This window comes from Embleya sp. NPDC025285 (assembly GCF_055558835.1).
Genome location: NZ_JBVHLU010000004.1, coordinates 91,872 through 117,800 on the forward strand (window position 1 = coordinate 91,872; position 25,929 = coordinate 117,800).

The window sequence follows — 25,929 nt, forward strand, 5'->3', positions numbered from 1 at the left end:
ACCACGGTCGCGTGACCGTGGTGGACCGGGTCGTGTGCTTTTCGGGCGTCGCGCGCGTTGCGCTTTTCGCGCGCCTCCCGCGCTCGACCGCGCGTGGCGTCAGCCTGCGGTCAGGCCGCTGTCGTTGTGCAGGACGGCGCCGTGCACGTTGCGGGCCTCCTCGGAGGCCACGAAGGAGAACATCGCGGCGATGTCCTCCGGCTGGGCCATCGGGCGCGGCGTCATCGCCCGGCCGACCAGATCCCAGTCGACGTCCGCCGGCATCTGGTAGTTGGCGACCAGGTTGGTGTCGATCCCGCCCGGCGCGATCGCGTTCACGCGCAGCGGCTGCTTGGCGAACTCCCAGGCCAGCGACCGGGTCAACTGCACCACGGCGCCCTTGCTCATGGTGTAGACCACGCTGTACGCCAGGCCCATCACAGCGGCGTTGGACGCGATGTTGACGATGTTGCCGGAACGCTCGAGCAGGTGTGGGATGGCCGCCTGGCACATGAAGAAGTAGCCGTCGATGTTGACGCCCATCATCCGCCGGTAGTCCGCCTCGGTGACCTCCAGGACGTGCTCGGCCCGCGCGATGCCGGCCACGTTGCCCAGTACGTCCAGCCCGCCGAACTCGGCCACTGCCGCCGCCACCGCCGTGAAGCACTCGTCCCGGTCCGCCACGTCGGTGACCCGGGTGACGACCTTCCCCGCGAGCCCGGCCGCCAGTTCCGCGGTCTCGGCCAGCGCCGCCGCCGCGATGTCCAGCGCGAACACGTTCGCGCCCTCCGCCGCCAGGCGCAGCGTGGTCGCGCGGCCGACCCCCGAACCCGCTCCGGTGACCACCGCGGTCTTGCCGTCGAACCGGCCGGACACGTGGGCTATCGACATACGTTCACTCCATCGGACGAGAGCGGTATGGGACGCGAAAGGGCGCCCACGACCAGAGGTGACGGATCGTGCCACAGGCGGGTTGGGGAAACCAGGGTCATCGACGAGGCGGCGGGATGTCGCCGACGAACCCGCCGCACGCACGCGTACGGCCCGGCCGGGATGTCCCGGCCGGGCCGTACGTGGTGTCACCGGCGGGTCCTGTCGAGGCTCCGGGGTGGGAGTCTCGGGCGGCCTGCCCGGTGGTGATTACGTGGCTTACGCGGTGGTGCCGGTGCCGGTGCCGGTGCTGTTGCGGCGGCGGCTCCAGGCGAAGGCGCCGAGGCCACCGACCAGGAGTACGCCGGCCGAGGCGCCGAGCACGATCGCGCTCGAGTTGTCCGAACCGGTCTCCGCGAGCGACGCGGGGGCGGTGTCGTCGACCGGGGTCACCTCGGGCTTGCCGACGGGCGGCGTGCTGCTGGTCTCCTCGACGGCGGGGGCCGAGGAGGAGGTCGCGGGCTTGCTGGTCTCCACCGGCGGCTTGGTGGATGCCGTCGGCGGCTTCGTGGTCTCGACGGGCGGCTTCGTGGTCTCGACCGGCGGCTTGGTGGTCTCCACCGGGGGCTTCGTCGTCGGCGGCTTTGTCGTCGGCGGCGTCGTGGTCGGCGGGGCGCACTTGTCGCCGCCGTTCCACGCCGTGATCAGGTTCGCGATCGTGCTGCGGGGGTACGCCGGCAGCGGGTTGGCCACGCCGTCGTACTTCTTGCCGTTCCCGTACAGGTCGACCTGCCCGAAGCAGGTCGGTCGGTACGCGCTCACGTCGAGCGTGACCTTCGGGTTCTTCTTGCTGAGCTTCTTGGAGTCCCAGCCGAGGAACTTCTGGGTGCCCGAGGTCGGCCAGGTCGGACCCTCGGTGTTGTACGAGGCGAGCGAAACCGCGTACTCGCACTTGTTCTTCGGCTTGTCCTTGAGCCGGACCTCGATCCGGGTCACCAGGGTGCCGTCCATCCGGCCGCTGGTGGTCCAGTGCTTGCCGCCGTCGAGCGAGTACTCCACGCCGACCCGGGCGCAGGTGTCGTGGTCCTGCTTGGCCTCTGCGGTGCCGGCCATGACGACCGGCAGCGCGAGTGCGAGTACACCGACGCCGACGGCGCCCGATATGTGCCTGCTGATGTGCAGCTGCACTGAAGTGCTCCTGAAACTGGAAGGGGGTGCCTGCTTCGGGACGAACCCGCGCCCGTCGTCCGGCGAGCGTCCGACGAACGTCCGGAGAGCGCGGAGAGCTTGGGAGCTCGGAGAACGTGGAGAACGTGGAGAACGTGCAGGGAGCGTGAAAGACGGTCGGACGAACGAGCGATCCCGGGATTGCCCCGAAGGCTTGGATTATGTCGGCTCGGCTCGCGAACGCAAGGCGGGCCCCCGGGCGGACGGGGCCTCGGCCTTCATCCGGGTAAAAGCGCGTCTACTGTGCGTGCCCAACTCCCCTGTCGGCACGCCGAGTTACCCGGCCGGGCCCGCCGAGCGCCGCACCGACGACGGCGGTGGGCGTCGTGTTCGGGACCGGACGTCCTACCCACCGGTAGGACCGGCACCGTCCGGCGAACCCGACCGCGCGTGGCCGCACGCAATATTTCGGGAGGCCGATCCCGCCTGACCGGTATGACAAATCGTCGTCGACCTCATGGGGGCACACCAGGATGAGACCCGAGAAGGAGCGTCTGTTCGACGAGTTCGTCACGACCCGCTACCACGCGCTGCGGCGCACCGCGTATCTGCCGTGCGGGGACTGGCGCCAGCAGGAGACCGGAGGAGCACTCCCCGCCTGGACCGACTGCGTACGCGGAACCCTCCCCGACGGCTCGCGGACCGTCACCGGTTCACGAACCCTCGACGACGGCGACACGACCGTGGAAGTCCTCATCCTGATGCCGGACGGCACCGCACGCGCACTCATGTCGGGCACCCGCAACAGTCGGACCGGCGCACTGCTGGGCGGCCCCCCACTCACAGGACCCGAACTGTTCACCCTCGCCGCACAGCCGGACATCTTCTCGACCATCGCGCGAGGCCCTTCGGGCCCGCGCTGAACCGGCGGACCACCCGACCGGCGGCGCGGCGCTCCTCGCGGAAACGGATCCGAAACCGGGTGCGGCCGGGACTTGCGATCACCGCAGCGTGTTGCCGTGGCGGAGGAACTCGGGCAGCCACGACGGCGCTCGCGTGCGATCGGTCATCGCCCTGTACTGGCTGACATCGCCTCGTCGTTCCGCTCGACCTCCGCGCGCAGGATGTCCGTGCGCTCGTTCTGGTCGGCGTGCGCCAGAAGAGCCCCGACCAGCGCGGGCAACGTGCCGCTGGGCACGGCGAACGTCTGCCACCGATACTCGCCGGTCGGCAGCTCGTACTGCGCCTTCAGCAGGTCGGGGTCGTACTCGAATCGAAGCAGCTTCCAGTCACGCTCGGGCCGAGTCATGGCCTCTCCTCCAGGTGTGGGGTGGGGTGGGGTGGTAGTGGCAGTCACGGCAGTCGGTGGCGGTCGGGCGATCCCGGCCGGGAGAGAGTGACGAACCCGGTCCCGCAACCGCGCCGGTGGCTGCGGGACCGGGCGCCACCGCCCGCAGGTGACGACAGCGTGCGGCATCGGGCGGGGTTCACCCACCCGAGTTCGAGATCCGACCGAGCGGCGGAGTCGGAAACGTCCGCATCAGATACATCCGAGACTCGTGCACCAGCGCCGTGAGCTCGGCCCGCGTCACGTCCAACGGCGCACGGCCGGGGACTTCGATCCGGATGGGATGGTGCTCGTCGCCTGAAGGACCGACACGGATGACGGCCGCAGTGGACCGATCCACGGTCACCTCGTCACCGACGGGCACACCACGTCGACCAGGTCGGACACCTCGGGCCCGGACAGGACGAGATCCAGGTGCTCGATGGGCTCGTCCACGGCGTAGAGCGTTATCCGCAGCCGCAGTTCGCCGGTCTCGGAGTCGAGCGTCGGGCAAACGTCCGGGGTGAGCGCGGCGTGCGTGCACTGATGGTGGGGCATGGCATCCCTCGCGGTGGCGGCGGACAGTGCCGAGAACGTAACCGAATGCACACGCAGCAACAGGGACGGATTGTCCCCCTATGCGGAGGGGACGATCCGTCCCTGTCGTCGCCGTAGTCGCCGTATCGACGTCGAACGAATCAGCCCTCGACGACGCCTACGTTCTCAGCGAGTTCCACCACCTCACGCCGAAGCGGACCTCGTGTCGTGCGCCACAACTCGGCGACCACCCCACGTGCGGCCGGGGTGTACCTGACCGCCTCCGGGCCCGCACCCACCGCCCGTTGCATCAGGTGCAGCGCCGCCGTGTGCTCGCCCCGCTGAACGTGGCTGCGGGCGCTCTCCGTCCACAATCTCGACTGGCGTTCCATGGACGGCATGCTCTCCGGGTCGATGCGATCCGCGTACTCCAGCGCGGTGCCCGCGCGCAGCAGATCGGCCGCCACCGAAACGGCGTGGATGTCGACGTTCGGCCGTCCGAATACGGTCCACGGGTGCAGGTAGCCCGCCGGCAGGCTCTTCGCGGTGGCGTCGCCGCGCTGCCAGTGTGCCCAGGCGTCGCCGTCGTGGCCGTACTTCGCGTGGGTGATCGCCGCGTGCAGGTGCAGCGCGCCGTACAACCCACGGGCGTCGTCGCCGAGATCGTCCAAATGCGGGCGCATCGCCTCGGCGGCATCGGTCACCACGGCCAGCGCCTCGTCCCCGTCGGCCGTCTCGCGCAACGCGTTTCCGTAGCACCAGGCCGCACCGGCCAGAGCCTCCGGGGTGTCCGCATACTGCGCCGACGACATCCCCCGGTCGGCCACCACCCACACGAGTTCCGCTGGAGCGATGTACGCGATGTGTTGCTGCGCGAGGTGGTAGATCGTCGCGAGCACCGCGTACGCGTCCCGGCGCTGCGGCCCGTCCAGGGCGCGGACCGCGACCTCGCCGGCACCGATCAGGTCGGGCAACAATTCGCCGACCTCGGTGCGGTTGTACCGGGACGAGTGCCACAGCCGCCAAGCCGCATCGACGCGGCCACGGAGCGCTGGAACGTCCGGTGGAGCATCCGGGCGCACCGCAGAGTAGTTGCGCTTCTTGACCGCTGCCCAAATGGCTGGGATCGACTCGTGGTGCAGGGCTGGGGACACGGGCTGCATCACCTCTCCGGTGCCGGTCAGGACCCCGAGGTCCGTCACTCCGAGTGCAGACGCCAGCCTCAGGATCAGCCTGTGGTCGCGCAGTTCACGCTCGCCGCTCTCGATCTTCTTCAGCCAGTCGGGGCCACGACCGCACAGACCGGCCAGCACGGGTCGACTCATGCCTCGCCGCGTCCGCAACCACTCGATCCGCTCGCCCATCGACAGGTCGGCCGGCACGTCCATGGATGCCCCCAGAAGGTGATGTGTGAACCTTTGGCCACGGTACGCCGCAAACGACCGGCATGAAGTTCCGATCGACACACGCGCCGCAACCTCGGCGCAGGGGTCGCGGAACGGGATCATGACCCGGATCACAAAGCGCGCGAAGAAAGGGTGACAGGGTGTTGTCGCGGGGGGCTGCGACCGTCGACGGCATGACGATCACGGATGAGGACTGCCTCCCCGAAACCCTGGCCTTCAACGCGCAGTTCGAGGCTGCCGCCGCGAGCCGACCGACTCGGGCGCAGGCGCCGAGTCCGGCCACGCTGGCGCTCCTGCGGCGCAACCGGCTCGGCGGGGACACGCCGCCCGTGCGGCTGCCGCACGGCCGGGACCGCGTCGTCGACGGCGGCGTGAAGGTACGGGTCTTCGAACCGGACCACACCGACGGCGTGTACCTGCACATTCACGGAGGCGGCTGGGTGTTCGGGTCCGCGGGCGGTCAGGACGAGCGGCTTTGGCAGCTCGCCGAGCAGGCGCGGCTGGCCGTGGTGAGCGTCGAGTACCGCCTCGCACCGGAACATCCGTTCCCCGCCGGGCCCGACGACTGCGAGGCCGCCGCCCGGTGGCTGGTGAAACACGCCGCCGCCGAGTTCGGTACCGAACGGCTGCTGATCGGCGGCGAATCGGCCGGCGCCCACCTGAGTGTCCTGACCCTGCTGCGCCTTCGCGACCGGTACGGCATCACCGGCGCGTTCCGGGCGGCCCACCTGCTCTTCGGCCCGTACGACCTGTCGATGACGCCGAGCCAGCGCAGGTTCGGCTCCCGACAGTTGCTGAGCAACACCGACACGCTTCGAAGCGGCTATGAGCTGTTCACGCCGGGGATAGGAGAAGAGCAGCGCCGCGCACCGGAGGTCTCGCCCCTGTTCGCGGATCCGACCGGGCTGCCGCCCGCCCGGATCGTCGTCGGAACCGAGGATCCGCTGCTGGACGACTCGCTGTTCCTGGCCGCGCGATGGCAGGCGGCGGGTGCGCGCGTGCACCTCGATGTCGTCGCCGGCGCGATGCACGGCTTCACGCTGTTTCCGCTGACCATCACCGAGCGGGAGCTGCGGCGACAGCGGGACTTCCTGGCCTCGGCGTGAAGGTAGCGTCGGCGGCATGAAACGCGCTGCGCGGCTGTACGCGCTGGTCGAAGAGTTGCGCGCGGCGGCGCCGCGGCCTCTGACGGTCGCGAGGCTCGCCGCGCGGTTCGAGGTCGGCACCCGCACGGTACAGCGCGACCTGCAAACCCTGATGCAGGCCGGTGTCCCGGTGCGCTCCATACCCGGGCGCGGCGGCGGCTGGTCGATCGACCCGAAGACGACCCTGCCCCCGATCCACCTCACCCTCGACGAGGCCTCGGCGCTGACCGCCGCACTGGCCGCGGCCGACGCCTCCACCCCCTACGCCGGCGCGGCCCGCACCGCGGCGCAGAAGATCGTGGCCTCGATGACCGGCCCCGCCTCGGTGGCGGCCCGAGAACTCGCCGCACGAATCGTCACCCTGCCCACCCCCGGCGACTCGGCGATCCGTACCGCGGTGGAGCGCTCCCTCGCCGACAACCTGGTGCTGCGGCTGTCGTACACCGACGCGACAGGACACGAAAGCGACCGCGTCGTGGAACCGGCCGGGCTGCTCACCGCCGACGGCCGCTGGTACCTCATCGCCTGGTGCCGAACCCGCCGAGCCGGCCGAGGCTTCCGACTGGACCGAATCGCAGCGGCGACGCCAACCGGTGAACACGCCAACCCTCACGACCTGACCACCCTCCTCCTCGGCTCGGCCGCCGCCGACGCGACACCACCCACCGCTCTGGCCTCCCTCGGCCCTCCCCCATGAGAATCCGAAGACACCACCCCGGCGGACCCGCCGGTCGTATCCGAGGAGCGCACCGTGGGAGAACGCACACCCCTGGCCGCCGAGGACGTAGCCGCGCGGCTCGCCGAGCGCGACGGCTGGTCGGGAGACACCACCGGCATCACGAAGAGCTTCGCCATCGACTTCCGGACCGGTGCCCGTCTCATCGGGAGCGTCGCCCTGATCGCCAAGGAACTGGAACATCACCCGGATGTCGAACTCCATTGGGCGGAAACCCGGTTCAGCATGACGACCTACACGGCAGGCGGCGTCGTCACGGAACTCGACTTCAAACTCGCCGACGCCATCGACGCAATCGCGGGCAGGTAGCCCTGCGGGTCTCCCCGGTGACTGCCGGACCACGGCAACATCGGGCAGACCTCGTCGAGTTGCTGCGGCAACGGCACCGGTTCCGCTTCGTGGACGGTCGTCCGCTCGTCTTGACGCGGCGGCCGCACAACGACGCCGGTGCGAGCCGGACCTCCCAGGTGTCGTTATGGCCTTGCCGTGTCCGCGGAAGCCGGCGATGCTGAGCCGGTGCCAGGACAAGGGAAGAGAAGGCGTCGGCGGCAGGACGACGCACGGCGAACCGCCGCTCGCTTCGCGCCCGACGCGGGCCGTTGGGAGGTGCTCTTCGAGACCCAGGACGAGGTGGCGTGGCGCGCGCACATCCGCGATCTTCGAGCGACGGACCGGCAGATCGACTGGACGGCGGTGCGGATGGACACGTTCTGTGGGCGCCTGATCCAGCCGACCACCTACCGGTTGAGCGTCTTCGTACCGACCCCCAAGCCCCCGGATCCGGGCCGGGGCTCCGCGGCGTGATCCCCTGAGCGGTCCGGGCCGTGGGCGGCGGCCCGTGGGCCGTGGCAGACGATCCCCGGGCCGCGGTCGAGGCTGCGCGCCCACGGTCACCTGTCTCCCCCCATCACCCCCGTCACCGCGGCCGGGCGGGCGGAAGCCCGACTCCTGGCCCTGCGACTGGTCCGCACGCTGATGCCCGGCGGGCAGGCCGGCCGTCACGTCGATACCTATGCGCAGCACGCACCGGCCGACACCCGGGCATCCCTGGAACTCGCGCGCGCCTCCACCGAGACGGCCGACACCCTCGCCGAGATCGTGCCGCTGGTCCCGGAGGCGGCCTACCTCACCGCCTCCGGGCTCGTCACACTCAACGGCTACAACCGGGCACCGGTACCGGCATGGCCCGGGGGGTCAACGTGCGGTCGGGACGTTCACGCGGGGGGTGGTCGGGGTGGGCGTGGGGGTGGTTGCCTGGGCCGGGTGTTCGCGCAGCAGCAGGCCGGCGGTGAGTGCCACCAGGCAGGCGGTGAGGCCGTGGACGCCGAGGGCCGTGGCGGCGGAGCCGTCGTTGCTCAGCACGATCGTCATGTCGCCGGCCGGGATGAAGGTCATCGCGAGCATCGTCCAGCCCAGTGCCCGACGGTGTCCGGTCAGCAGGAGGGCGAGCATGACCAGCCCGGTGCCGATGTCGCGGACGCCCTTGACGGCGAGGAACCCGGTGCCCTGGTGTTCGGGCCAGGTGGGCAGGCCGAAGCCGGACGCGGTCGACTGCGGGGCGAACAGGTAGGCCAGGCCGACGTAGATGATGAACGCGCCACCGAGCGCGGCCAGGATGGTGGTCAGGTTCCTGAGCTTCATGGGTGTTCTCCCGAGTGTCGGGCCGGTGGGACCGGCGGTCGTCGCCTTGTGGGGAAAACACTCGCCGGATGGCCCTGGAAGGCACATGGAAGCGACTTGGAGGCAACCCGGAGGGCGAGCGAAGAGCCGCCGGGGCCGGTCGGTGGGGGTGTGCGATTGAGGTGATGAAGGGGTTCGCGGGGTGGTTCGGCGAGGGGAGTGGGGACGTCGCGATACGGGACCAACTGCCGGGCATCGGCGGCGCGGTGGGCACCGCGGCGGTGTCCGGGCGGTCTGCGACAAGGCACTGGATCGGCTCCTCGTGCTCCACGAGGCGCAACCGCGGACCCGGTTCAGATGAGGCGCCGTTGAAGGGCGACTGCGACGGCGGCGGCCCGGTTGTCCACGCCCAGCTTGGCGAAGACGTGCTTGAGGTGCGTCTTCACCGTGGTCTCGCTGATCAGCAGGACACGGGCGACCTCCTTGTTGGCGGCGCCGCGGGCGATGAGCGCCAGCACCTCCACTTCCCTGGGACTGGGCACCGTGGTGGGGACGGGGGCGAGGCGTCCCATCAGGTGGGCGGTGACGGCCGGGGCGAGCACCCGGCCGCCCGCGCCCGCCGTACGTACGGCCGCGTGCAACTCCTCGCGCGGCGCGTCCTTCAGGAGATAGCCGGCCACACCCTCGGCCAGCGCCCGCGAGATGTCCCCGTCTCCGTCGTAGGTGGTCAACACGATCACGCGGACGTCCGGCTGTTCGACGCGCAACCGGCGGATCGCGCCGAGCCCGTCCAGGACCGGCATGCGCAGGTCCATCAGCACTACGTCGGGCCGTTCGGTGCGGGCGGCGGCCAACGCCTCCCGGCCGTCTCGCGCCTCGGCGACCACCGTGATGTCGGTCAGCCCGTCGAACATCCCCCGCAGTCCGTCCCGGACCACCGGATGGTCGTCGACGATCATCAACCGCAAGGGATGCTCAGGCACACTGCGGTCCCTTCGCCCGGAGCCGACTCCACGGTGACCGTTCCCCCCGCGTGAGCGGCGCGTTCGCGCATCGCGGCCAGACCGTACCCGGCCCGCGCGGCACTGGGCACGAATCCCGCGCCGTCGTCGAGCACGTCGAGCGTCACCTCGCCGTCCATGTAGCTCAACGTCAGCGCCACCCGCTTCGCCCCTGCGTGCCTGGCGACATTCGCCAGGCTCTCCTGCGCGGCCCGCAGCACGGTGGCCTCCACATCGGCACCCAGCCGTCGCGGCACCCCGTCGATGGTCACCTCGGCGGGCACCCCGGTCTCGGCGCTCCAGCGCGCGGCGACCGAGACCAGCGCGCCGTGCAACGACGCGCCCTCCAACGGCTCGGGACGCAGCGCCTCCACCGAGCGCCGCGCCTCCACCAGGCTGTCACGGGCCAGCCCCTTGGCCAACGCCACCCTTCGGCGCAGCACGACCGGATCATCGATGTTCTGCTCCGCCGCCTCCAGTTGGGCGACGATGCCGCTGAATCCCTGGGCCAGGGTGTCGTGGATCTCCCGGGCGAGCCGGGCCCGTTCCTCCAACACCCCGATGCTCCGGCTCCGCTCACCCTGCCGGACGAGGTGGTTGGCGAACAGGCCCATGACGATCACCAGCCCCACCGAGCCGACCGCCGGACCGAAGGACACGGGATCGCGCAGAACCTCCGACAACGGCGCAACCGCGGCCGTGGCGGTGACCACCAGCAGCGCCGCACCAAGGTAGCCCCACCGGGTGGGCAGCAGCAGATACGGCAGCGAGAACATGCCGTACACCAGCATCTCGTACGCCGGATCGCGGCGGATCAGCACGATCAGCAACGCGATCAACACCAGCAGGTGCCAGCCCATGGGGTTGAGTCGTTCCAGCAGATGCGGACGCCTGGCGACGCAAACCGCGTACCACCCGCCCATGAACACGGCCAGGCCGAGCGTCGTCCAATCCGACCCGCCATGGGCGAAGGCCGCGGCCGAGGAGATCCCCAGGCACGCGAAGAAGAGCAGGTGGAAAGCCCTGATCCAGCGCGCCCCCGCATCGATCACCGGTTCACTCCCAGCGGAACAACACGGCTGCCGTAGCCGTGCACACCACGATAACGGCGGCCATGATCAGCAGCGAAGTCGCCGACGGCGTCCCCGACCAGCTGTCGTGCAGCGCGTCCACGCCGTGCGCGAGCGGAAGGTGCCTGCCTATCCGCAGGACGTTCGCGTGCAGGTCCTCGCGCGGGATGACGGCGCCGCACAGGAAAATCATCGGGAACAGGACCATCAGCCCCAGCAGACTCGCGGCGTGTCCTCCCGGTGCCACGGCCGCGATCAGGAAACCGACGGAATACACCATCAGCGCGCACAGCAGGAACGCCGCCACCGGCCAGGCCGGGTTGGCGGGCAGGTCCAGGCCGAAACCGAGCGCGCCGACGCCGACGATGACCGCCGCTCCGGCCAGGGCCATCGCAAGCTGCGCCGCCACCTGGCCGATCAGGACGGCGAGCGGGCTGATCGGCGTGGCCTTCAGGCGGCGCAGCACCTTGCGCTCGCGGTAGACGGCCAGCACCTCCGGCAGCGCGGCGATACCGCCGATCGCCAGGATCATCACGATGTAGCCGGGCACAAGCGCCTCGGCCCGACCGTCCTCGCCGCTCTTGCCGCCGTCGCCGCCGTTGATCACCAGCAGCATCAGTGGAAACGCCACCATGAAGAACAAGGCGGCCGGATCTCGGGTCAGCAGCCGCAGTTCGCTCAACGAGAGCTGCGCGACCCCTCTCATCGTCCCTCCCGCATCAGCGCGAGATACGCCGCTTCGAGCGAGTCGAACCCGGCGTCCGCCGTCAGTTGGTGCGGGCTGCCCATCGCGCCCACCCTGCCCCGGGTGAGCACCACGACCCGGTCGCACAACGCGGCCACCTCGTCCATGAAGTGGCTGACCAGCACCACCGTCGTCCCCGACGCCCGCAGGTCGCCGATCAAAGTCCAGGTGTCCCGGCGCGCGATCGGGTCCAAGCCGGTGGTCAGCTCGTCGAGCACCACCAACTCGGGCGCGCCGATCAGCGCCAACGCGAGCTGAACACGCTGCTTCTGACCGCCGGACAGCTTTCCGAACGCCTGGTCGGCGATCGGGGTCAGCCCCCAACGTTCCAGCACCGCACGCCAGTTGTCGGGTCGACGGTAGAACGCCGCGAACAGCCGCAGCGCCTCCGCGACCCGCAGGCCGGCGGGCACCTCGCTCTCCTGGAGCTGCGCGCCGACCCGCTCGGCGAGTTCCCGCCGCCGGCGTTCCGGGTCGAGGCCCAGCACCCGCACCTGTCCGGCGTCGGGCCTGCGCAGCCCGATCAGGCATTCCACGGTGGTCGTCTTGCCGGCGCCGTTGGGCCCGACCACGCCCAGGATCTCCCCCTGGGCAACGGTGAACGACACCCCGTCCACAGCCGTGGTCGCACCGTAAGACTTGCGCAGACCGCGCACTTCTATCGCTGTCATGTCTCCAGGCTGCTCCGGCGTCTCACCCCGCACCATCCCCCGGGAAGGCGTGCGGCATCCTCCATCGGAAGGAGGTGCGGGCCCTCGCCGACGGCTAAGTTGGCGACATGAACGACAGCGGCACCGCCACCTCGGTGCACTTCACTTTCGACATCCCCTGCGTGTGGTCCTACTTCGCGTTCACCCGGCTCCAACGAGCCCTGACCCGCTTCCGCGTCGAAGGCGGACGCGCCGAAGTGGTCTTCCATCCCTTCCAATTGGCTCCCGAGGCGACCACTGAGGGCGAACCCAAGGTGGAGGTGCTTCGCAAGGCGTTCGGCATCGACCCCGCGCAGGCCATAGCCGAGATCACCGAACTCGCGGCGGCCGAGGGCCTCGTTCTGCGGCATGAGAAAGCGATCTTCTCCAACACCTTCGATGCGCACCGTCTTGTCGCCCTCGCAAGCGGCCAGGGCCTCGGGGAGCCGATGGTCGAGCGCCTCTTCCGCGCCCACCACACCGACGAGCTCAACGTGGCCCATCCCGATGTCCTGCGGAACCTCGCGTCCGAGGTCGGTGTCCGCTGGAGCGATGAAGGAGCCGCCGAGACCCGAGCCGAGCTCGACCGGGTCCGCCGCTCGGGCGTTCGCGGGGTCCCCGTCCTCCAGTTCGACGGCCGTCCCGCGAGCAGCGGCGCCCTCTCCGAACAGGACCTCCTGTCCGTCCTCACCAACGCCTGACCCCTGAGAAAGGTGCATCACCGTGACCGCTCGACCCTCCGTGTACGGCCCCGCGGTCTCCGAGCAGGACCGGCGCGATCTGGAGCAGCTCGTCGCGCAGATCGAGACCGGCTTCAACCCGAAGGACCCGGCCGTGATCGACGGACCCTTCAGCGACGACGCCGTCGTGATCGTCCCCGACGGCACGGTCCTGCGCGGCTGGAGCAACCTGTTCGAGTACCACACGGCCCGGCTGAACGGTCCCGTCACCGGCTGGACGACCCGCATCACGACGACGGACATCTCGTCCCCTGCCCCCGACCTCGCGATCCTCCACCTTCGCCAGGACACCACTACTCCGCAGGGAGCGTTCGCCAACCACGGCACGGCGGTAGCGGTCAGGAAGGACGGCGCGTGGTGGATAAGCGCCATGCAGAACACCAATGTCGCCTGAGCATCCGAGCACTGTGTGCCGCGGTCAGAGTTCGAAGAAAGGATGAACGAAGACGGCAGCGAGGACGGCGCCTCACCGGAGCTGTGTGACCTGCAGGGAAGGTGGTCACGGACGGCAGCGAGCTGTATGCGCGCGTCCGCGATCCACGCCCATGACGACCGGTATGGCGGCGAGCGCCTGGTTGTGGCCCGCTCGCAGGAACACATGGCGGCGCCGGTCGAGCAGTTCAGGGCGAGGCCGTTCGTGGACGCCGAACTGTGGGCGGACAAAATCGCTGAAGACGGCGTTCGCGGTGCCGGGCGCAATTCCCGATGCGACCGGCACCGGGACTGCGACAGAGTGAGCGCCATGACCGACACCTGGACCGGCTCGACATACGACGCGCGAAGCGACGCCCAGCACGCCTGGGGCACCGATGTACTCGCCCGCCTGGACATACCACCGAATTCGACCGTGCTGGACGCCGGTTGCGGCAGTGGACGCGTGACGGAGGAACTGCTGCGCCGCTTCCCGTCGGTCTCCGTGGTCGCCGTCGACGTATCGGAGAGCATGCTGAGCCAGGCGCGGACCCGCCTGGAGCCGCAGGAAGACCGCGTCGTCCTGCGCCGAGTCGACCTGGAAAGCCGGCTCCCGTTCGAGGACTCCGCCTTCGACGTCGTTCTCTCGACGGGTGCCCTGCACTGGGTGCGCGACCATGCCGCGTTCTTCGCCGACACCGCCCGCGTCCTGCGCCCGGGCGGGCACCTGGTCGCGCAGTGCGGCGGCCACGGCAGCCTGGCCCGAGTACGCGCCATCCTCGCCGACCTCGGTGTCGACACCTCCGGCCACAACCACTACGCCACCGCCGAGCAGACCACCGAACGACTGGCCGCCGCCGGATTCACCGGCGCCCGGGCATGGCTCATGGACGCACCCGTGCCCTTCGACTCCGCCGGCGCCCTGGAGGACTTCCTCCTCCACGCCGCGCTGGGCCCCTACCTGACCGACCGGACCGAGGGCGAACGCCGCGACCTGGTCCGCACCGTCTCCGCGCGCCTGGAACGACCGGTACTCGACTTCGTGCGTCTGAACATGACGGCAACCGCCTCGGGCATCGCCTGACGATCTGGACTGCCCGGAGCCGCGCCGGCTCATCGAGGCGGACGGTGTCGTGCTCCCGGACCTACGAGGAGCCAAGTAGCCGCTCGAAGCCCTCGATCGCGACGTCGGGTCGACGCACCTCAGAACATGGGTGGTCGCTATGACAGCGCCGGGTCGAGTCGGTACGCCGTGCTCGTACCCGGCTCCACAGGGATCTCACCCCGGCGCAGGCCGGCGTAAGCATCAGCGAACTTCAGCAGGACACCCGACCGGACCACACCGCGCGGCATCCGCGACGCCATGGTGCTGCTCGTCGACTTCTTCATGGCCGGCCGCTCGTCCGAACCGGCCGGGCTCAACCTGCACGACGTCGAGGAGATCCGCGGCGGTCTGCTCGACGAGCAGACCGGGGAACTCGTCGAAACGGAAGCTCTGTTGGTACACACCCGGGTGTCCAAGACGGACGTGCGCGCCACGGGCGTCGTGACCCGGATCCTCGCGCAGCCCGACACGCACCTGTGCCCGGTCCGCGCGATGCGGGCCTGGCGCGCCGTGCTCGATGAGCACGGACAGGATGTTCCCGGCCCGCTGGTGCGCCGCATCGACAAGCACGGTCGCATCGGCACGGACGCCGGCGGACGCCGCCCGAAGGACGCGCGCCGGGCGGGCGGCGTCACCGCCGAGACCATCCGCACCACCATGCCGCCCAGCTACCCGTTCCGGCAGAGCCGTGCCGCGTCGAACTGACCGGTCCCGACGGCCGAACCCGGGCATGGGGCCCGGAGAACGCGACGCAACGGATACAGGGCAGCGCCCTCGACTTCTGCCTCCGCGTCACCCAGCGCAGGTCCCGAGCCGATACCGACCTCACCGCGCACGGTGAGGACGCGCAGACGTGGCTCGACAACGCGCGCGTTTTCCTCTGAGCAGGAACTCCTCGGCTGTTCGTTCGCTGCGCCGTCCGGCCGAGCCGGTCCGCGCGGCACGATTACCGTGGGCGAGTGGACGGCGATTCGGCTGCGGGTGTCGAGAACGGGGCGGCGTCTCCGTCCCAGGGACACAGTGGCCACGAGCGGCCGCGCGACAGTGGAGGACGACAAGTCATGGACCCCAAGCAGATCGCACAGGAGCTGGCCGACGCTCACGAGCTGTTGAGCCGGGCGTCGATGGCGCGACTGGCATACAACGGACTCGACGGGCTGCCACGTGTCATCCCGATCGGGATCTTCTGGACCGGCGACGAGATCGTCATGTCCACCGCGGCCACGGCGCCCAAGGTGGAAGCGCTGTCCGCCCGCCCCGAGGTTGCCCTGACCATCGACGCCGGCGACAGCCCGGGCTCGGCCAGGACACTGTCGGTGCGCGGCGTCGTGCACCTCACCATCGTCGACGGCGTGGTTCCGGAGTACCTCGCGGCCGCGCGGAAGAACTTCGACCCTGAGTACGCGGCCGAGTTCGAGCGGAACTGCCGGGCCATGTACGACCGGATGGCGCGTATCGCGGTCGAGCCGAAATGGGCACGGTTCTACGACTTCGGTACCGGCCGAGTGCCGCGGTTCCTCGCCGAACTCGCCGAGAAGTCGAGCTGACCGCGTCGCCACGGAGACTTCGACCGCTCACTCCCGGCGTGTCCTCCGGTAGTCCGGTCAACGACTCGATGCCGTCGACCGACACACACGACCGCCGATTCCGGAGACCTCGGACGCGGACGATTCCGCCGCCCGCTCGGACCGGGCGCCGGCGGACAGGGCCCATACGTCCGGGGCCAACCGCGTCCACAGCTCCGAGTCGGTACCGCTGCCGAGGCCGGTGATCCCGGCGGCGCGGGCCGACCCGGTGGGCCGGCCCCGTCGGCTTCGGCGAGAGCCCGGGATGGGCAGACGAGCGAGGTGTGCCCGCCCGTGTTCTCGATCGGGCGGTCGGGTCGCACAAAAAGCGCCGAGCCACGACGGCGCAGCTCGTGTCACGATGCTCGGCATGTCTGGTCGCGCACTGAGCTTCGGGATGAGAGCGGAAGCATACGAACGCTTCCGGCCGGGGTATCCCGTGGAGCTCTTCGACAGGGTGATGGAGTACGCGGGTCGGCCGATTCGGACTGCCCTCGAGGTCGGCGCCGAGACAGGCAAGGCGACCCGCCTGTTCGCTCGACGGGGAATCGCGGTCACCGCCACTGAGCCCGACGGAGACATGCTCGCCGAGTTGCGCAAGCACGTTCCGGCGAGGGTCAGGACGGTGCGAGCCGCGTTCGAGGACTTGCGACCGGGCGAAAGCTACGGGCTGGTGTATGCGGCGGCGGCGCTGCATTGGACGAACCCGGAGGGTCGGTGGTCACGCACGGCCGCGCTGCTGGAGCCGGGTGGCGTGTTCGCCTCGTTCGGTGGACCGGTGCAACCGGCCGACCCCGCCGTGGAGGAAGCCGTTCGAGCGGCCCGAGCACCGTTCTTGGAAAGCGACGAGGTTCCGTCCCCGGACGGGACACCTCCGGAGCATGACATGCAGTGGCCGGGTACGGAGCTGCAACGCTCCGAGTGGTTCACCGATGTTCGGCAGTCCATGATCAGACGGCGCTTGACGATGAGTGCTCGCGACTACATCGGCCAACTCTCGACCATATCGGCCTATCTGATATTGCCGGCCTCGGAGCAGGAGCAGGTTTTTCGGCAGATCATGCGGGTTCTGCCCGAGACGGTGGAGATAGCCGCCGACATCACCCTTCATCTCGCCCGTCGGCGCTACGAGCAGTAGCGCGGACAGAACCGGACGTCCGCCTTGGTGACCGGTCATCCTTCCGGACCGTCCGCGGAAGCGATCGCGGCATCCGCCGGGGGCGGGCACGGATTCGGACATGTGGATTCAGACATGCAGGGTGGGGCGGTAGACGAGTTCTTGGATGTGCCCGTCGAGCGTCCGGTGCTCGATCAGTTCGAGGTCGAAGTCGGCCGCGCCCCGGAAGATCGGGTCCAGCCCGGTCCGACCGGTGATCACGGGGAAGAGCGTCACCTGGACGCGGTCGACCAGACCGGCGGCCATCAGCGCCCGGTTCATCGACAGGCTGCCGTGCGAGCGCAACGGTACGTCCGACTCCGCCTTGAGCCGGGCGACGACATCGACGGCGTCGCCGCTCACCACGGTCGCGTCCGGCCAGTCGAGGGATCCTTCCAAGGTGGTCGACACCACCGTCGCGGGCAGGCTCCTCATCCGCGTGACCCACGGGTCACGCACCTCGGACTCCTCGGTACTCGATGCCCACATGCGCGCGAACGCCCGGTACGTATTGGCCCCGAACACCATCCGCTGGTCCTCGCCGTAGAGGGCGAACCGGTGGTCGAGAAGCTCGGGACCCTGCTTGCCCCAGTAGCCGGTCCAGTCGCCGCCGGCCGCGCCGAAGCCGTCGAGGCTGGAAAAGACGTCGAAGGTGTAGGTGGCGGTCATGACGCTCTCCTCGAGTGCGGTTGATCGCGTGTCGGAAATGGAGACCGGCGGCAACGGCGAAACTCATCGCCCCACCGCACGCACCACCGGCCGTGCCGAGGTAGACACCGGAACCGCACCGGTTCCCCGTCGCTCCCACCCTCACTCCCGGCATCGCCGGAGATCAGGGCCGGTCGCACCGCAGGCGGGTCAGTGGGGCACACCGAGGCCGTCGAGGACGATCCGCAGGACCCGGTCGACGGCTTCGCCCTCGTCGGGCGTCGCCACGTGGGCGAGGGCTCGGACCAGGGTGGACACGTCGTCGACGGTGGCGTCCGGGCGGGCGGCGCCGGCGGCCTGGGCGCGTTCGAGGACCGGTCGGATCGCGTCGAGGAAGCTGTGTGCCGCTGCGTCGACCGCCGGCCCGGACCGGTGATGACGATTGTGGTCGAGGGCGTCGAGGGCGTCGAGGGCGTCGAGGGCGTCGAGGGCGGAGTGCGAAAGCCCGTGTCTTGAGTCACCGCCACGATCGCGACGGCAAGGACGCGCCGCGCCACGGGTGCCGGGTCGGGCCGGGCCGCGTTCCGCGCCTCACGACGGCGGCGGCCGACCCAAAGTCGACCGGTACGCGGCGCGGCGCCGACCGTCCCGAGCCTCGTATTGCCATGCGCCTGTTGTCGTGTCGGTGTGACCGGTCATGATGTCGGGGGCCGTCGTTGCTGCGACCGGCCATGTTCGCCGCAGGGTGGTGGACACGTCGGCCCGGCCTCCGTCACCGGGGGTCGGGCCGACGTTCAAGGAGCAGGACTCGGGAATCGGGCAACCGGTCCAGGTGCGTGCGGTTGCGGAATCCCCGCGCGCAACGTGCCGTGCGGCGGGCCGCAGGCCGCGGACCGCGAGACGGTGCGCTGGGTGATGGGGGCACGGATCATCGGTCACCGATCACCGGCGAAAGAGTTCGGGCGAACCCTCGACGTCACGACCGCCGGCGACTCGCGCGGGATTTCGGTTGTACGAAGTCACTTCTCGGATACGAGTCACCTCGGTGGTGGCCGGCTCGGTGGCGGGCTTGGTAGTGCCGACCTCGGGTCACAGGCCCGCGTCGGCCAGGTCGGGGTTGTCGGCGTGGTTGCGGCGGGCGTCGAGTTCGTCCTGGGCCAGGCGGAGGAGGCGTTGGCCGGTGCGTTCGCTGACGCCGAGGCTGCGGCCCACGGCGGCGCCGGTCAGGTCGGCTTCGGCGGCGAGGAGGGCGGCGAGGCTGAGGACTCGGGGGTCGCGGCGGGCGGCGGTGGTGAGTGCCGCGCCGTCGGCGACGCGACCCTGGAGTGCGATGTCGTAGTCGATGGAGGCGGCGGAAGACGATTCGATCGGGTCGCGGGCGGGCGGCTCCGACGGCGTGTCGGGTGTCGCCGGTGCCGGCGCGGAATTGGCGTCTCCGGCCGCCGACTCGGCCGGAGACGACCGGCGTGACGGTGTGACGTCGGGTTCCGCGCGGCGGTCGGCGGGCGTGGCGGGCATGTCCGGCAGTGTCGGTTCCGATGGCGGCCGGTGTGCGCCGCTGCCGGAATCGGCGATGGGCGCCATGTCGCCTGTCCGGCCACGTGGCGCCGCCACGGCGGATGTCGGGTCGCCGGGCGCCGCCGTGTCGGGGTCGCTGTCGTGTCGGGTGGCCCGCCCGTGGCGGGTGGCACGAGCCGGCACGGGTGTCGCCCCCGTACCGGACCCGCTCGCCGCCATGTCGGGTCGCACCGCTCCCGACGCGCTCACGGCGCCGGCGGCATCGCGCGGCCGGCGGCCAGGGACGTCGGGCGAACCGGCACCCGCGTCCGGGGACGAACCCGCCATTGCGGGCGACCCGGCGGCGCCGACCTCGTACCTGTTCGGAGCGGCCGGCGACATGCCCGACGGGGCAGGTTGCGGAGTCCCCTCCCAGCGCACCTCGGCCGTCGCGCGATGGTGCAGGTCACCGACCTCCCACGACCGGCCATCCACCTCCGCACGCACGCCGGCATCGGGCAGTCGCCCCTCAGAGGCCACCGCGTCGAACCCACGCCCTCCCCCGACACCCGGACCCGGGCCCAACACCGAACCCGACCCCGAACTCGCCCCCGAACCCGACGACTCGCCACCGGCATCCCGCCTCGAGGCGACAGGACGCGTGCCGGCGACACCCGACACGCGGTCCGGCTCCAGGTCCTCGGACCAAGCACCCGCCATGTGGTGACGCCTACCTCCGCCACCGAACGACTCGGGCCCCGCCATCGTGTCGGCCCCCGCCTCGGCCCCCGCCTCGGCCCCCGCCACGGCACCCGACACGTCCGCGTCCGGGTCCGCATCCGCGACATGCCGACGCGCACCCGCCACCGTGCCCCGAGGTGTGGCCGTGTCGCCGGACATCTCGGCTTCCGCGACGTGGCGGCGCGTACTCGCGGACTCCGGCCACGTCCCGAGTTCGTCGCCGTACACGCCTTCGCCACCGGACGACCCGACCTGTGCCTCGTGGGGCGCGTACGCGTCGCCGTACGCATTCGTCCCCGCCAAGTGCCGACCGTCATCCGCAGGTTCCGGCCCGCTCCCCGGCTCGTACGCACCGACAACGGCCGACAGGTGCGGCTCACCTCCGCGCGGCCCGGCCATGGCGCCCGACTCGCGGTGGCCCGCGCCGGGCGCGGGCGGCCCGATCCGCGCACCGGGAGGCAAGCCCTCGCCGTCCGGCGGCGTCGCCATCTCGGGGGCCCAGCTCACGGCGGCCGGTGCGGACTCCGCCGCACCTTCGCGACCTGCGCCGAAGTCGGGCTGTGCGGCCGCCGGACCCGGGGGACGCTCGTACCGAGGTCCGTGCCCGCTCGGCGAGTCTCCGCTCACGCCTCGGGTCCGATCTCGGTCATCCGAATCCCCGTCGCCCGCCTCCGCCCGACGCGGCTCGGCGGCTCGCGGCGCCCCGCCCCCGGTGCCCGGCGACCGGGTCGAGCCCCCGGCGCCCGCCGAAGCCATCGCCGCTTCCCGGGAGCGGCCTTCCGGGCCGCGCGGCCCGTTCGGCGTGCCTCGGGTCGCCGCACCGCCGGCACCGAGAGTCGCCGGACCCGAGGCCCTCGGCAACCGGGCCCCTGCCCCTCGGCCCGACTCGCCGCCGCCCGGCCAGGTGGCCACCACACCGTCACGCGGGTCCCCGGCATGGGCCGACCCGACCGTCCCGCCGACGAGCAGGTCGCCGGTCCCCGACCACCCGATCCTCGTCCCCTGCTGCTCCATCTCCGCGTCTCCCCCGACCGCGGACGAGGACGAAGCCGCAGCCGCGCCACGGCCCGAGCCGTTCGCCCCCGGCGACGCGGCAGTCGTGGCGCGCTGCAAAGGCTCGTCCCCCGACGATCCGCCGTCCATGGACGAAAACCCGGCCTCCGGCTGAGCGCCCGCGCCGGCGCCGGCGGAGACCGCGACGCCGGCAACCCGGCGCGTGGCGGTCGGATACGGGTGCGCTTCGCCGGCCTGCGGGTGCGTGGGACCCGTGCCGAGGTGCGGCCGGCCGCCGCGCTGCCGAGGGATGGCGGTGGCGTCCGGGGCGGGCCAGGTCATGTTCGCGAGCCGACCCACGTCGACCAGGATGCGCAGTTGCGGCAGGACGGCGGCCTCCACCTCGGCATCGGCCAACCGGACGCGCGCCGCCGTACGCTGCGCGAACGCCTCGGCCCGACGGTATCTGCGCTCGGTCCCGCGCTTGGGGCGGGAGACGCCCCCGTCCACCAGTGCCACACGGGCCTCGGTGGCCTGGCGCAGGCGGTACAACGCGCGTGCCGCGCGGCGCTCACGGACACGTTCGGTCGCGTCGGCCGCGCCGAGGTGTTCGTCACCCGCCAGCTCGGCCAGGACCAGGACACGTTCGATCGGGTGCAGCCAGCGGATCAACCCGATCCGGCGATCGGCGCGTTCGGTCCGTGCGTGCCGCTCCTCGGCCAGGCCCAGCTCCCACAACACCGCCGCGATCGGCGCCCAGATGCCGAGCGCGAACGCCTCGCCGAGGTTGTCGCCCTCGCTGGCCGACATCGACGCGGACAACAACGCCAGGACCCACACCAGGGCCCCCGACAGACCCGCCGCGGCGCCCCGCGACGCCCGCCGGCGCGCTCGAAGCGCACACACCACGGCCGCGAAGTCCAGCGCGACGAACGGCAGATACGCCCACGGGCCGTGCAGTCCCATGACGTCCCGGCCGAACTTGCCGAGTTGGGCCGCCGACAGGCCCGCCGCGGCTGCCGCGACCGCCGCCGTCAGCAGGTCCTCGACTCGCCTCCCGCGCCGGTCCCGGGTCGCGGAGCGGTCGCTCTCCAACGCCTTGCGGGCCTCCTCCGGCAGGGCCGCGACGCGGGCGCGTTCGGCGATCGCGCGGCGGCGGGCGCGTTCGATGAGGACGATCGAGGCCAGCACGACGAGGGCTCCGGCCAGGTAGGGCCAGTGCCGGGACCAGTCCCAGCGCGCGAGGTCCAGCATGTCTGCGACAACTCCTTCGTCCCGCGCGCGAGGCACGGGTCCGAGTCGGGAAGTGCTCGTTTCGGTGGGTGGTTCGGGCCGCGGAGGAGCGAACGCCGGGTGGGCGATCCGACGGTCGGTGGGGGCTTCCCTCGGCGGCGGCGTCCTTCGGCCGGAGACTGGATTGCGGGTGAGGGACCGTCCTTCGGTGGAGGAGGCTACCTGCGCGGTGGAGGAACCCGGCTTCGCGGTACGCGGCTCGGCCTTCGGCGGCCGCTCCGACGTCCGGTCGGTGATCCGCGGTCACCTTCCGGAGCCACCCTTCGACAAGTCACCCTTCGAGATGTCACCTTCCGGGAAGTGACCTGCCGAAGCGGTCGGTGACAGGTGATCCACCACCGGGAACGATCCGATCAGGTGCCGCAGACATCCGCTCCGCCGACCCCGGGCCGGCATCCGCGCGTACGCCGGCCCGGCCGCGCGCCCGTCGCGTCGGCGGGACGCACGCACCGGCGGCCCTCCACCGCCGAGCACGCCCGGCCCGCCCCACGCGCTTGCCTCGTACTCGCGGCAAACGCGGAACACGAGAGGCGGAAGGCGGACAGCCGGCGGTCGGCGGCCGGCGGCCGGCGGCCGTACGCGGAAGGCACCCGCCCACGTGCGACGAAGGCAGGGCCGCCGAGTCCCGAAGGAGCACAGACACACCCCGGCGCATCGCAACGCACGTACGAGCGACCGCCCGGCCGCAACGACTCACCAAGTGAGTCCAATTGGACTCACCCGACGCCCATGCTCCGGCGGCGCGCAGCGTCTACGCGGACACCGCGCTCCGGTCCGCGCTCGATCCCGACCCCGCGTCGCCGTCCGGACGACCCGCGACTTCGGCTGCGCCCGGACCACCGGCACGGCCTTCGGCGTCGCCCTCGGCAAGCTCCAGCCGTGCCCGTGCCACCTGACGCTCCAGCTCGTCGAGGTAGGCCACCGCCGCCGCCCGATCCTGCCTGGCCAGCGTGCTCAGCCAGCGACGCGGAATGGTGTCCGCGGCCTTGGCCGTGTAGTCGACCACCCGGTCGCCGTCGGGCTCCGGGTCGATGCCGAGCGAGGCGAGGTAGCCGCGGACCTGCTCGACCGCGGCAGCCGGGGAGAACGCATCGCCGACCGCCGCCACCGCGCCGCGCAACACCGCCGCCGTCAGCGGTACGGCTTCCGCCTCGGCGACCGTGCGGTACACCGTCACGGCGGCCTCGTTCCCGTATCGGCCCGCGAGCGGCACGAGTTCACGGACCTGAGCCTCGTTCACCGCCTTGAGGCCAATTGGACTCAATGCCTCCGCGATCGGCCAGGCCTGGATAAGCCGGTCCGCGTACCGGCGTTGCATGTCCCAGCGGTCGAGGCAGTAGTCCTCGAAGGTCTCGTAGCGGGTGCGGTACAGCCGCGCGTCGCGGACGATCTGCAATGCCTTGCCCGCTGCCCAGAACGCCACCCGCAAGGTCTCGATCGCGGCCTCGCACGCGGCCAGTTGTCGCTGTTCGTCGTCGATCAGGACCGGACTGTCGGACAGCGGCCGAAACGGCGCCGGTAGTTCCTTGGCCATGTCGGCGGCGGTCCGCAGTCGACGCGGCTCGGCGGCCGTCCTGGGAGTACGTTGACGGCCCATCAGATCGCCTGCTCGATCGCGAGGGCGAGCTTGTAGAAGTCCTCGCGGGCACGCAACGCGGTGCCGCTCTCCTTGTATTGGGTGACCACGAGTCCGCCCTCCGCCGCATGGGCGTGGATCTTGTATTTGCGAATCGGCTCCCGGGCCCTCGGGTAGCCGCGTTCGTCTATCCACGCCTCGACCCGGGCCCGGTCGGTCTCGCCGTCGCGCGGGTCCCACAGGTTGACCACCGCGATGTACGGGATCCCACGCGGCTTGAGCACCCGCTCGATCGTGTACTCGCTGGGCGACCAGCTCATGAACTCCGGCGTGATCGGTACCACCGCCAGGTCCGCGACCTCGAGCATGTCCCGCAGGGCGTCCGCCGCCGCGCCGTGCCCGAGCGGGTCGGTGGTGAGTTCGGCCTCGGGGTCGGTGTCCATGAATCCCGGGCTGTCCACGATGATCCGCGCGACCGCGGGATCGGCCTTCAACTCGGCGAGCATGCCGGGCTTGCCCTTGGTGGACATGTAGTCGAACGGCAGGTGTTCCTCGGGGACCCGGTCCGCCCAGTCCTCCATCGACCCCTGCGGGTCGATGCCGCAGGCGACCACGGGCGCGTCGGCATCGGGGTCGAACGGCCCGGTGGGAGTGAAGTTCTGGCCCTCGACGGCGGCCAGGTTCACCGCGATCGTGCTCTTGCCGACACCACCCTTACGGTTGATGACGACCACGACCTTCGCTTTGGGTGGCGAAGTCGCTCTGCGGGCAAGGCTCATCTGGGACCTCCGTTGGCTTCCCCATCACGGGTACTCGGACGCCGCCCAGCATGCCAGAGCCCCGACGGGCAACCCCCCTTCGGGAGGTGCGACACTCCGCGAGGTCGAGCACATCGGTGATTTCGGTCCGATACCGGGCGTTCCCACCCGATCCGACGGCCCGATCACGCGACCGAATCAGGCGACTGAATTCATCGTGGCCAACGCCCGCCGCACCGCCGGACGACACCCGCCCGCCTCACCCGTGGAGCACCACCGAGCGGAGCCCACTCCCCGACGGAACGACCGGCGCAACGGCATCGATATAACGGATATAGAAGATCCGTAATAGGATCCAGGCCGCTACACTGCGGAGATGACGTCGCCGCAAGAGTCACCGACGCGACCCGCGACGGGGCGCGTCATCTTCCTGAACGGCACCTCCAGTTCCGGCAAGTCCAGCATCGCGACGGAACTGCTGCGCATCCTCGAACCCTCGCACTACCACCTCCCGGTGGACTCCTTCCACGCCATGCGTTCGAAGCGGCACATCACGCCGGACCTCGTCCAGGCCGAAATCGACCGCACGGTCAGGGGCTTCCATCGCGCGGTCGCCGGCATGGCCGCCGCCGGGAACCACGTGGTGTGGACCACCTCCTCAGCAACCGTTGGCGCCTGATCGACTGCCTGGACGTGCTGCCCGCCCGGGACGTGGTGCTGGTCGGGTTGCGCTGCCCACGCGCCGAGTTGCTGCGCCGCGAACAGGCACGCGGGGACCGGCCCTCCGGCCTGGTGGCCCTCCAGTTCGACCGGGTGCACGCGCACGGCGTGTACGACCTCGAATGCGACACACACACCTACAGCTCCGCCGAATGCGCCCGGCAGATCCGCGATTTCCTGCCGAACCGCCCGAGTCCGACCGCCTTCGAGCGGCTACGGCGGATGTTGCTCGACGAGTGAGCCGTGAGGCCGCCCACGGACCCGACCCCGCACCGGAACCGGCCCCGAACCTGCCTCCGACCCGGCCCCCGACCGGCACGCGAACCGGCATCCGACGGCGCTCGAAGCGCCCGCCCGGCGCATCCGATCGCGCCCTCCCGTACGTCCGTACCCCCCGCGTGCCGTCGTGATCATCGGTGCGCCATCGGGCCATG

At 71.1% G+C, this 25,929-nt stretch carries 26 protein-coding genes and 2 pseudogenes; 13 read left to right on the top strand and 15 right to left on the bottom strand.

Translation table 11 applies throughout. The features are described from left to right. Window positions 1-99 precede the first annotated feature (99 nt). Together ACZ4FV_RS04225 and ACZ4FV_RS04230 are read right to left on the bottom strand one after the other, a co-directional pair. A complete protein-coding gene (locus ACZ4FV_RS04225; protein WP_395858992.1) occupies window positions 100-870 on the bottom strand; it encodes an SDR family NAD(P)-dependent oxidoreductase in 771 nt (256 codons plus the stop codon). A 258-nt stretch (window positions 871-1,128) separates the two neighbouring features. Continuing rightward, window positions 1,129-2,037: an LPXTG cell wall anchor domain-containing protein gene (locus ACZ4FV_RS04230; RefSeq protein WP_395858993.1), complete on the bottom strand. Its 909-nt coding sequence runs from the start codon at window positions 2,035-2,037 to the stop codon at window positions 1,129-1,131. A gap of 512 nt (window positions 2,038-2,549) precedes the next feature. Between ACZ4FV_RS04230 and ACZ4FV_RS04235 the strand changes: the two genes are divergently transcribed. Continuing rightward, window positions 2,550-2,939: a hypothetical protein gene (locus tag ACZ4FV_RS04235; RefSeq protein WP_395858994.1), complete on the top strand. Its 390-nt coding sequence runs from the start codon at window positions 2,550-2,552 to the stop codon at window positions 2,937-2,939. Window positions 2,940-3,082: 143 nt separating this feature from the next. On the opposite strand, the gene ACZ4FV_RS04240 is transcribed toward ACZ4FV_RS04235, so the two are convergent. The 3 genes from ACZ4FV_RS04240 to ACZ4FV_RS04250 all read right to left on the bottom strand — a co-directional run bounded on the left by ACZ4FV_RS04240 (window position 3,083) and on the right by ACZ4FV_RS04250 (window position 5,268). Continuing rightward, on the bottom strand, window positions 3,083-3,325 hold the full coding sequence (locus ACZ4FV_RS04240; RefSeq protein ID WP_402231385.1) for a hypothetical protein: 243 nt from the start codon (window positions 3,323-3,325) through the stop codon (window positions 3,083-3,085). A 381-nt stretch (window positions 3,326-3,706) separates the two neighbouring features. After that, window positions 3,707-3,901, bottom strand: coding sequence for a hypothetical protein (locus ACZ4FV_RS04245; protein ID WP_402231387.1), 195 nt, complete (start codon window positions 3,899-3,901; stop codon window positions 3,707-3,709). Between the two features lie 140 nt (window positions 3,902-4,041). Then, complete coding sequence (locus ACZ4FV_RS04250; protein WP_402231389.1) at window positions 4,042-5,268, bottom strand: helix-turn-helix domain-containing protein; 1,227 nt, start codon at window positions 5,266-5,268, stop codon at window positions 4,042-4,044. A 191-nt stretch (window positions 5,269-5,459) separates the two neighbouring features. Here ACZ4FV_RS04250 and ACZ4FV_RS04255 point away from each other — a divergent pair, with 191 nt between their 5' ends. The 4 genes from ACZ4FV_RS04255 to ACZ4FV_RS04270 all read left to right on the top strand — a co-directional run bounded on the left by ACZ4FV_RS04255 (window position 5,460) and on the right by ACZ4FV_RS04270 (window position 7,971). Continuing rightward, a complete protein-coding gene (locus ACZ4FV_RS04255) occupies window positions 5,460-6,392 on the top strand; it encodes an alpha/beta hydrolase (RefSeq protein ID WP_402231391.1) in 933 nt (310 codons plus the stop codon). Between the two features lie 16 nt (window positions 6,393-6,408). Next, complete coding sequence (locus ACZ4FV_RS04260; protein ID WP_402231393.1) at window positions 6,409-7,128, top strand: helix-turn-helix transcriptional regulator; 720 nt, start codon at window positions 6,409-6,411, stop codon at window positions 7,126-7,128. Between the two features lie 54 nt (window positions 7,129-7,182). After that, entirely contained in the window at window positions 7,183-7,476 is a 294-nt protein-coding gene (locus tag ACZ4FV_RS04265; RefSeq protein ID WP_402231395.1) for a 4a-hydroxytetrahydrobiopterin dehydratase, read from the top strand. Between the two features lie 297 nt (window positions 7,477-7,773). Further along, a complete protein-coding gene (locus ACZ4FV_RS04270) occupies window positions 7,774-7,971 on the top strand; it encodes a hypothetical protein (RefSeq protein ID WP_465321801.1) in 198 nt (65 codons plus the stop codon). A 390-nt stretch (window positions 7,972-8,361) separates the two neighbouring features. Here the strand turns inward: ACZ4FV_RS04270 and ACZ4FV_RS04275 are convergent, their stop codons facing one another. The 5 genes from ACZ4FV_RS04275 to ACZ4FV_RS04295 form a co-directional block, all read right to left on the bottom strand. Further along, window positions 8,362-8,808 carry a DUF4267 domain-containing protein gene (locus tag ACZ4FV_RS04275; RefSeq protein WP_395859003.1) on the bottom strand — a complete coding sequence of 149 codons (447 nt, stop codon included), beginning with the start codon at window positions 8,806-8,808 and terminating at the stop codon, window positions 8,362-8,364. A 332-nt stretch (window positions 8,809-9,140) separates the two neighbouring features. Then, window positions 9,141-9,746: a response regulator gene (locus ACZ4FV_RS04280; protein ID WP_465321866.1), complete on the bottom strand. Its 606-nt coding sequence runs from the start codon at window positions 9,744-9,746 to the stop codon at window positions 9,141-9,143. Further along, a complete protein-coding gene (locus ACZ4FV_RS04285; RefSeq protein ID WP_465321802.1) occupies window positions 9,746-10,840 on the bottom strand; it encodes a sensor histidine kinase in 1,095 nt (364 codons plus the stop codon). The genes ACZ4FV_RS04280 and ACZ4FV_RS04285 overlap by 1 nt, the downstream gene beginning before the upstream one ends. 4 nt (window positions 10,841-10,844) lie before the next feature. Further along, the gene (locus tag ACZ4FV_RS04290) at window positions 10,845-11,564 is read right to left on the bottom strand and encodes an ABC transporter permease (protein WP_402231403.1); all 720 of its coding nucleotides are present in this window, start codon (window positions 11,562-11,564) and stop codon (window positions 10,845-10,847) included. Next, on the bottom strand, window positions 11,561-12,274 hold the full coding sequence (locus ACZ4FV_RS04295; RefSeq protein WP_395859006.1) for an ABC transporter ATP-binding protein: 714 nt from the start codon (window positions 12,272-12,274) through the stop codon (window positions 11,561-11,563). Before ACZ4FV_RS04295 ends, ACZ4FV_RS04290 begins: the two co-directional genes overlap by 4 nt. 107 nt (window positions 12,275-12,381) lie before the next feature. Between ACZ4FV_RS04295 and ACZ4FV_RS04300 the strand changes: the two genes are divergently transcribed. The 7 genes from ACZ4FV_RS04300 to ACZ4FV_RS04330 all read left to right on the top strand — a co-directional run bounded on the left by ACZ4FV_RS04300 (window position 12,382) and on the right by ACZ4FV_RS04330 (window position 17,251). Further along, complete coding sequence (locus tag ACZ4FV_RS04300; protein ID WP_395859007.1) at window positions 12,382-12,993, top strand: DsbA family oxidoreductase; 612 nt, start codon at window positions 12,382-12,384, stop codon at window positions 12,991-12,993. A gap of 22 nt (window positions 12,994-13,015) precedes the next feature. Beyond that, a complete protein-coding gene (locus ACZ4FV_RS04305) occupies window positions 13,016-13,426 on the top strand; it encodes an SgcJ/EcaC family oxidoreductase (RefSeq protein ID WP_465321803.1) in 411 nt (136 codons plus the stop codon). 348 nt (window positions 13,427-13,774) lie between these two features. Beyond that, on the top strand, window positions 13,775-14,527 hold the full coding sequence (locus tag ACZ4FV_RS04310; RefSeq protein WP_402231407.1) for a class I SAM-dependent methyltransferase: 753 nt from the start codon (window positions 13,775-13,777) through the stop codon (window positions 14,525-14,527). A 279-nt stretch (window positions 14,528-14,806) separates the two neighbouring features. Beyond that, window positions 14,807-15,253 carry a site-specific integrase gene (locus ACZ4FV_RS04315; protein WP_402231409.1) on the top strand — a complete coding sequence of 149 codons (447 nt, stop codon included), beginning with the start codon at window positions 14,807-14,809 and terminating at the stop codon, window positions 15,251-15,253. Then, a complete protein-coding gene (locus ACZ4FV_RS04320) occupies window positions 15,250-15,432 on the top strand; it encodes a hypothetical protein (protein WP_395859318.1) in 183 nt (60 codons plus the stop codon). Before ACZ4FV_RS04315 ends, ACZ4FV_RS04320 begins: the two co-directional genes overlap by 4 nt. 177 nt (window positions 15,433-15,609) lie before the next feature. Then, the gene (locus ACZ4FV_RS04325; protein ID WP_402231411.1) at window positions 15,610-16,095 is read left to right on the top strand and encodes a pyridoxamine 5'-phosphate oxidase family protein; all 486 of its coding nucleotides are present in this window, start codon (window positions 15,610-15,612) and stop codon (window positions 16,093-16,095) included. A 379-nt stretch (window positions 16,096-16,474) separates the two neighbouring features. Beyond that, a complete protein-coding gene (locus ACZ4FV_RS04330; RefSeq protein ID WP_465321806.1) occupies window positions 16,475-17,251 on the top strand; it encodes a class I SAM-dependent methyltransferase in 777 nt (258 codons plus the stop codon). Window positions 17,252-17,359: 108 nt separating this feature from the next. Here ACZ4FV_RS04330 and ACZ4FV_RS04335 read toward each other — a convergent pair whose 3' ends face one another. The 5 genes and pseudogenes from ACZ4FV_RS04335 to ACZ4FV_RS04355 form a co-directional block, all read right to left on the bottom strand. Continuing rightward, window positions 17,360-17,938, bottom strand: a complete 579-nt coding sequence (locus ACZ4FV_RS04335) for a dihydrofolate reductase family protein (RefSeq protein ID WP_395859011.1) — start codon at window positions 17,936-17,938, stop codon at window positions 17,360-17,362. Between the two features lie 189 nt (window positions 17,939-18,127). Next, window positions 18,128-18,316, bottom strand: a pseudogene (locus tag ACZ4FV_RS04340) (SbtR family transcriptional regulator); the annotation flags it as partial. 690 nt (window positions 18,317-19,006) lie between these two features. After that, window positions 19,007-22,402: a hypothetical protein gene (locus ACZ4FV_RS04345; protein WP_465321808.1), complete on the bottom strand. Its 3,396-nt coding sequence runs from the start codon at window positions 22,400-22,402 to the stop codon at window positions 19,007-19,009. Between the two features lie 790 nt (window positions 22,403-23,192). Further along, window positions 23,193-24,038: a hypothetical protein gene (locus tag ACZ4FV_RS04350; protein WP_465321809.1), complete on the bottom strand. Its 846-nt coding sequence runs from the start codon at window positions 24,036-24,038 to the stop codon at window positions 23,193-23,195. Then, on the bottom strand, window positions 24,038-24,751 hold the full coding sequence (locus ACZ4FV_RS04355) for a ParA family protein (protein WP_395859014.1): 714 nt from the start codon (window positions 24,749-24,751) through the stop codon (window positions 24,038-24,040). The genes ACZ4FV_RS04350 and ACZ4FV_RS04355 overlap by 1 nt, the downstream gene beginning before the upstream one ends. A 400-nt stretch (window positions 24,752-25,151) precedes the next feature. On the opposite strand from ACZ4FV_RS04355, the pseudogene ACZ4FV_RS04360 reads away from it, so the two are divergent. Further along, window positions 25,152-25,735, top strand: a pseudogene (locus ACZ4FV_RS04360) (chloramphenicol phosphotransferase CPT family protein). The last annotated feature ends 194 nt before the right edge of the window (window positions 25,736-25,929 follow it).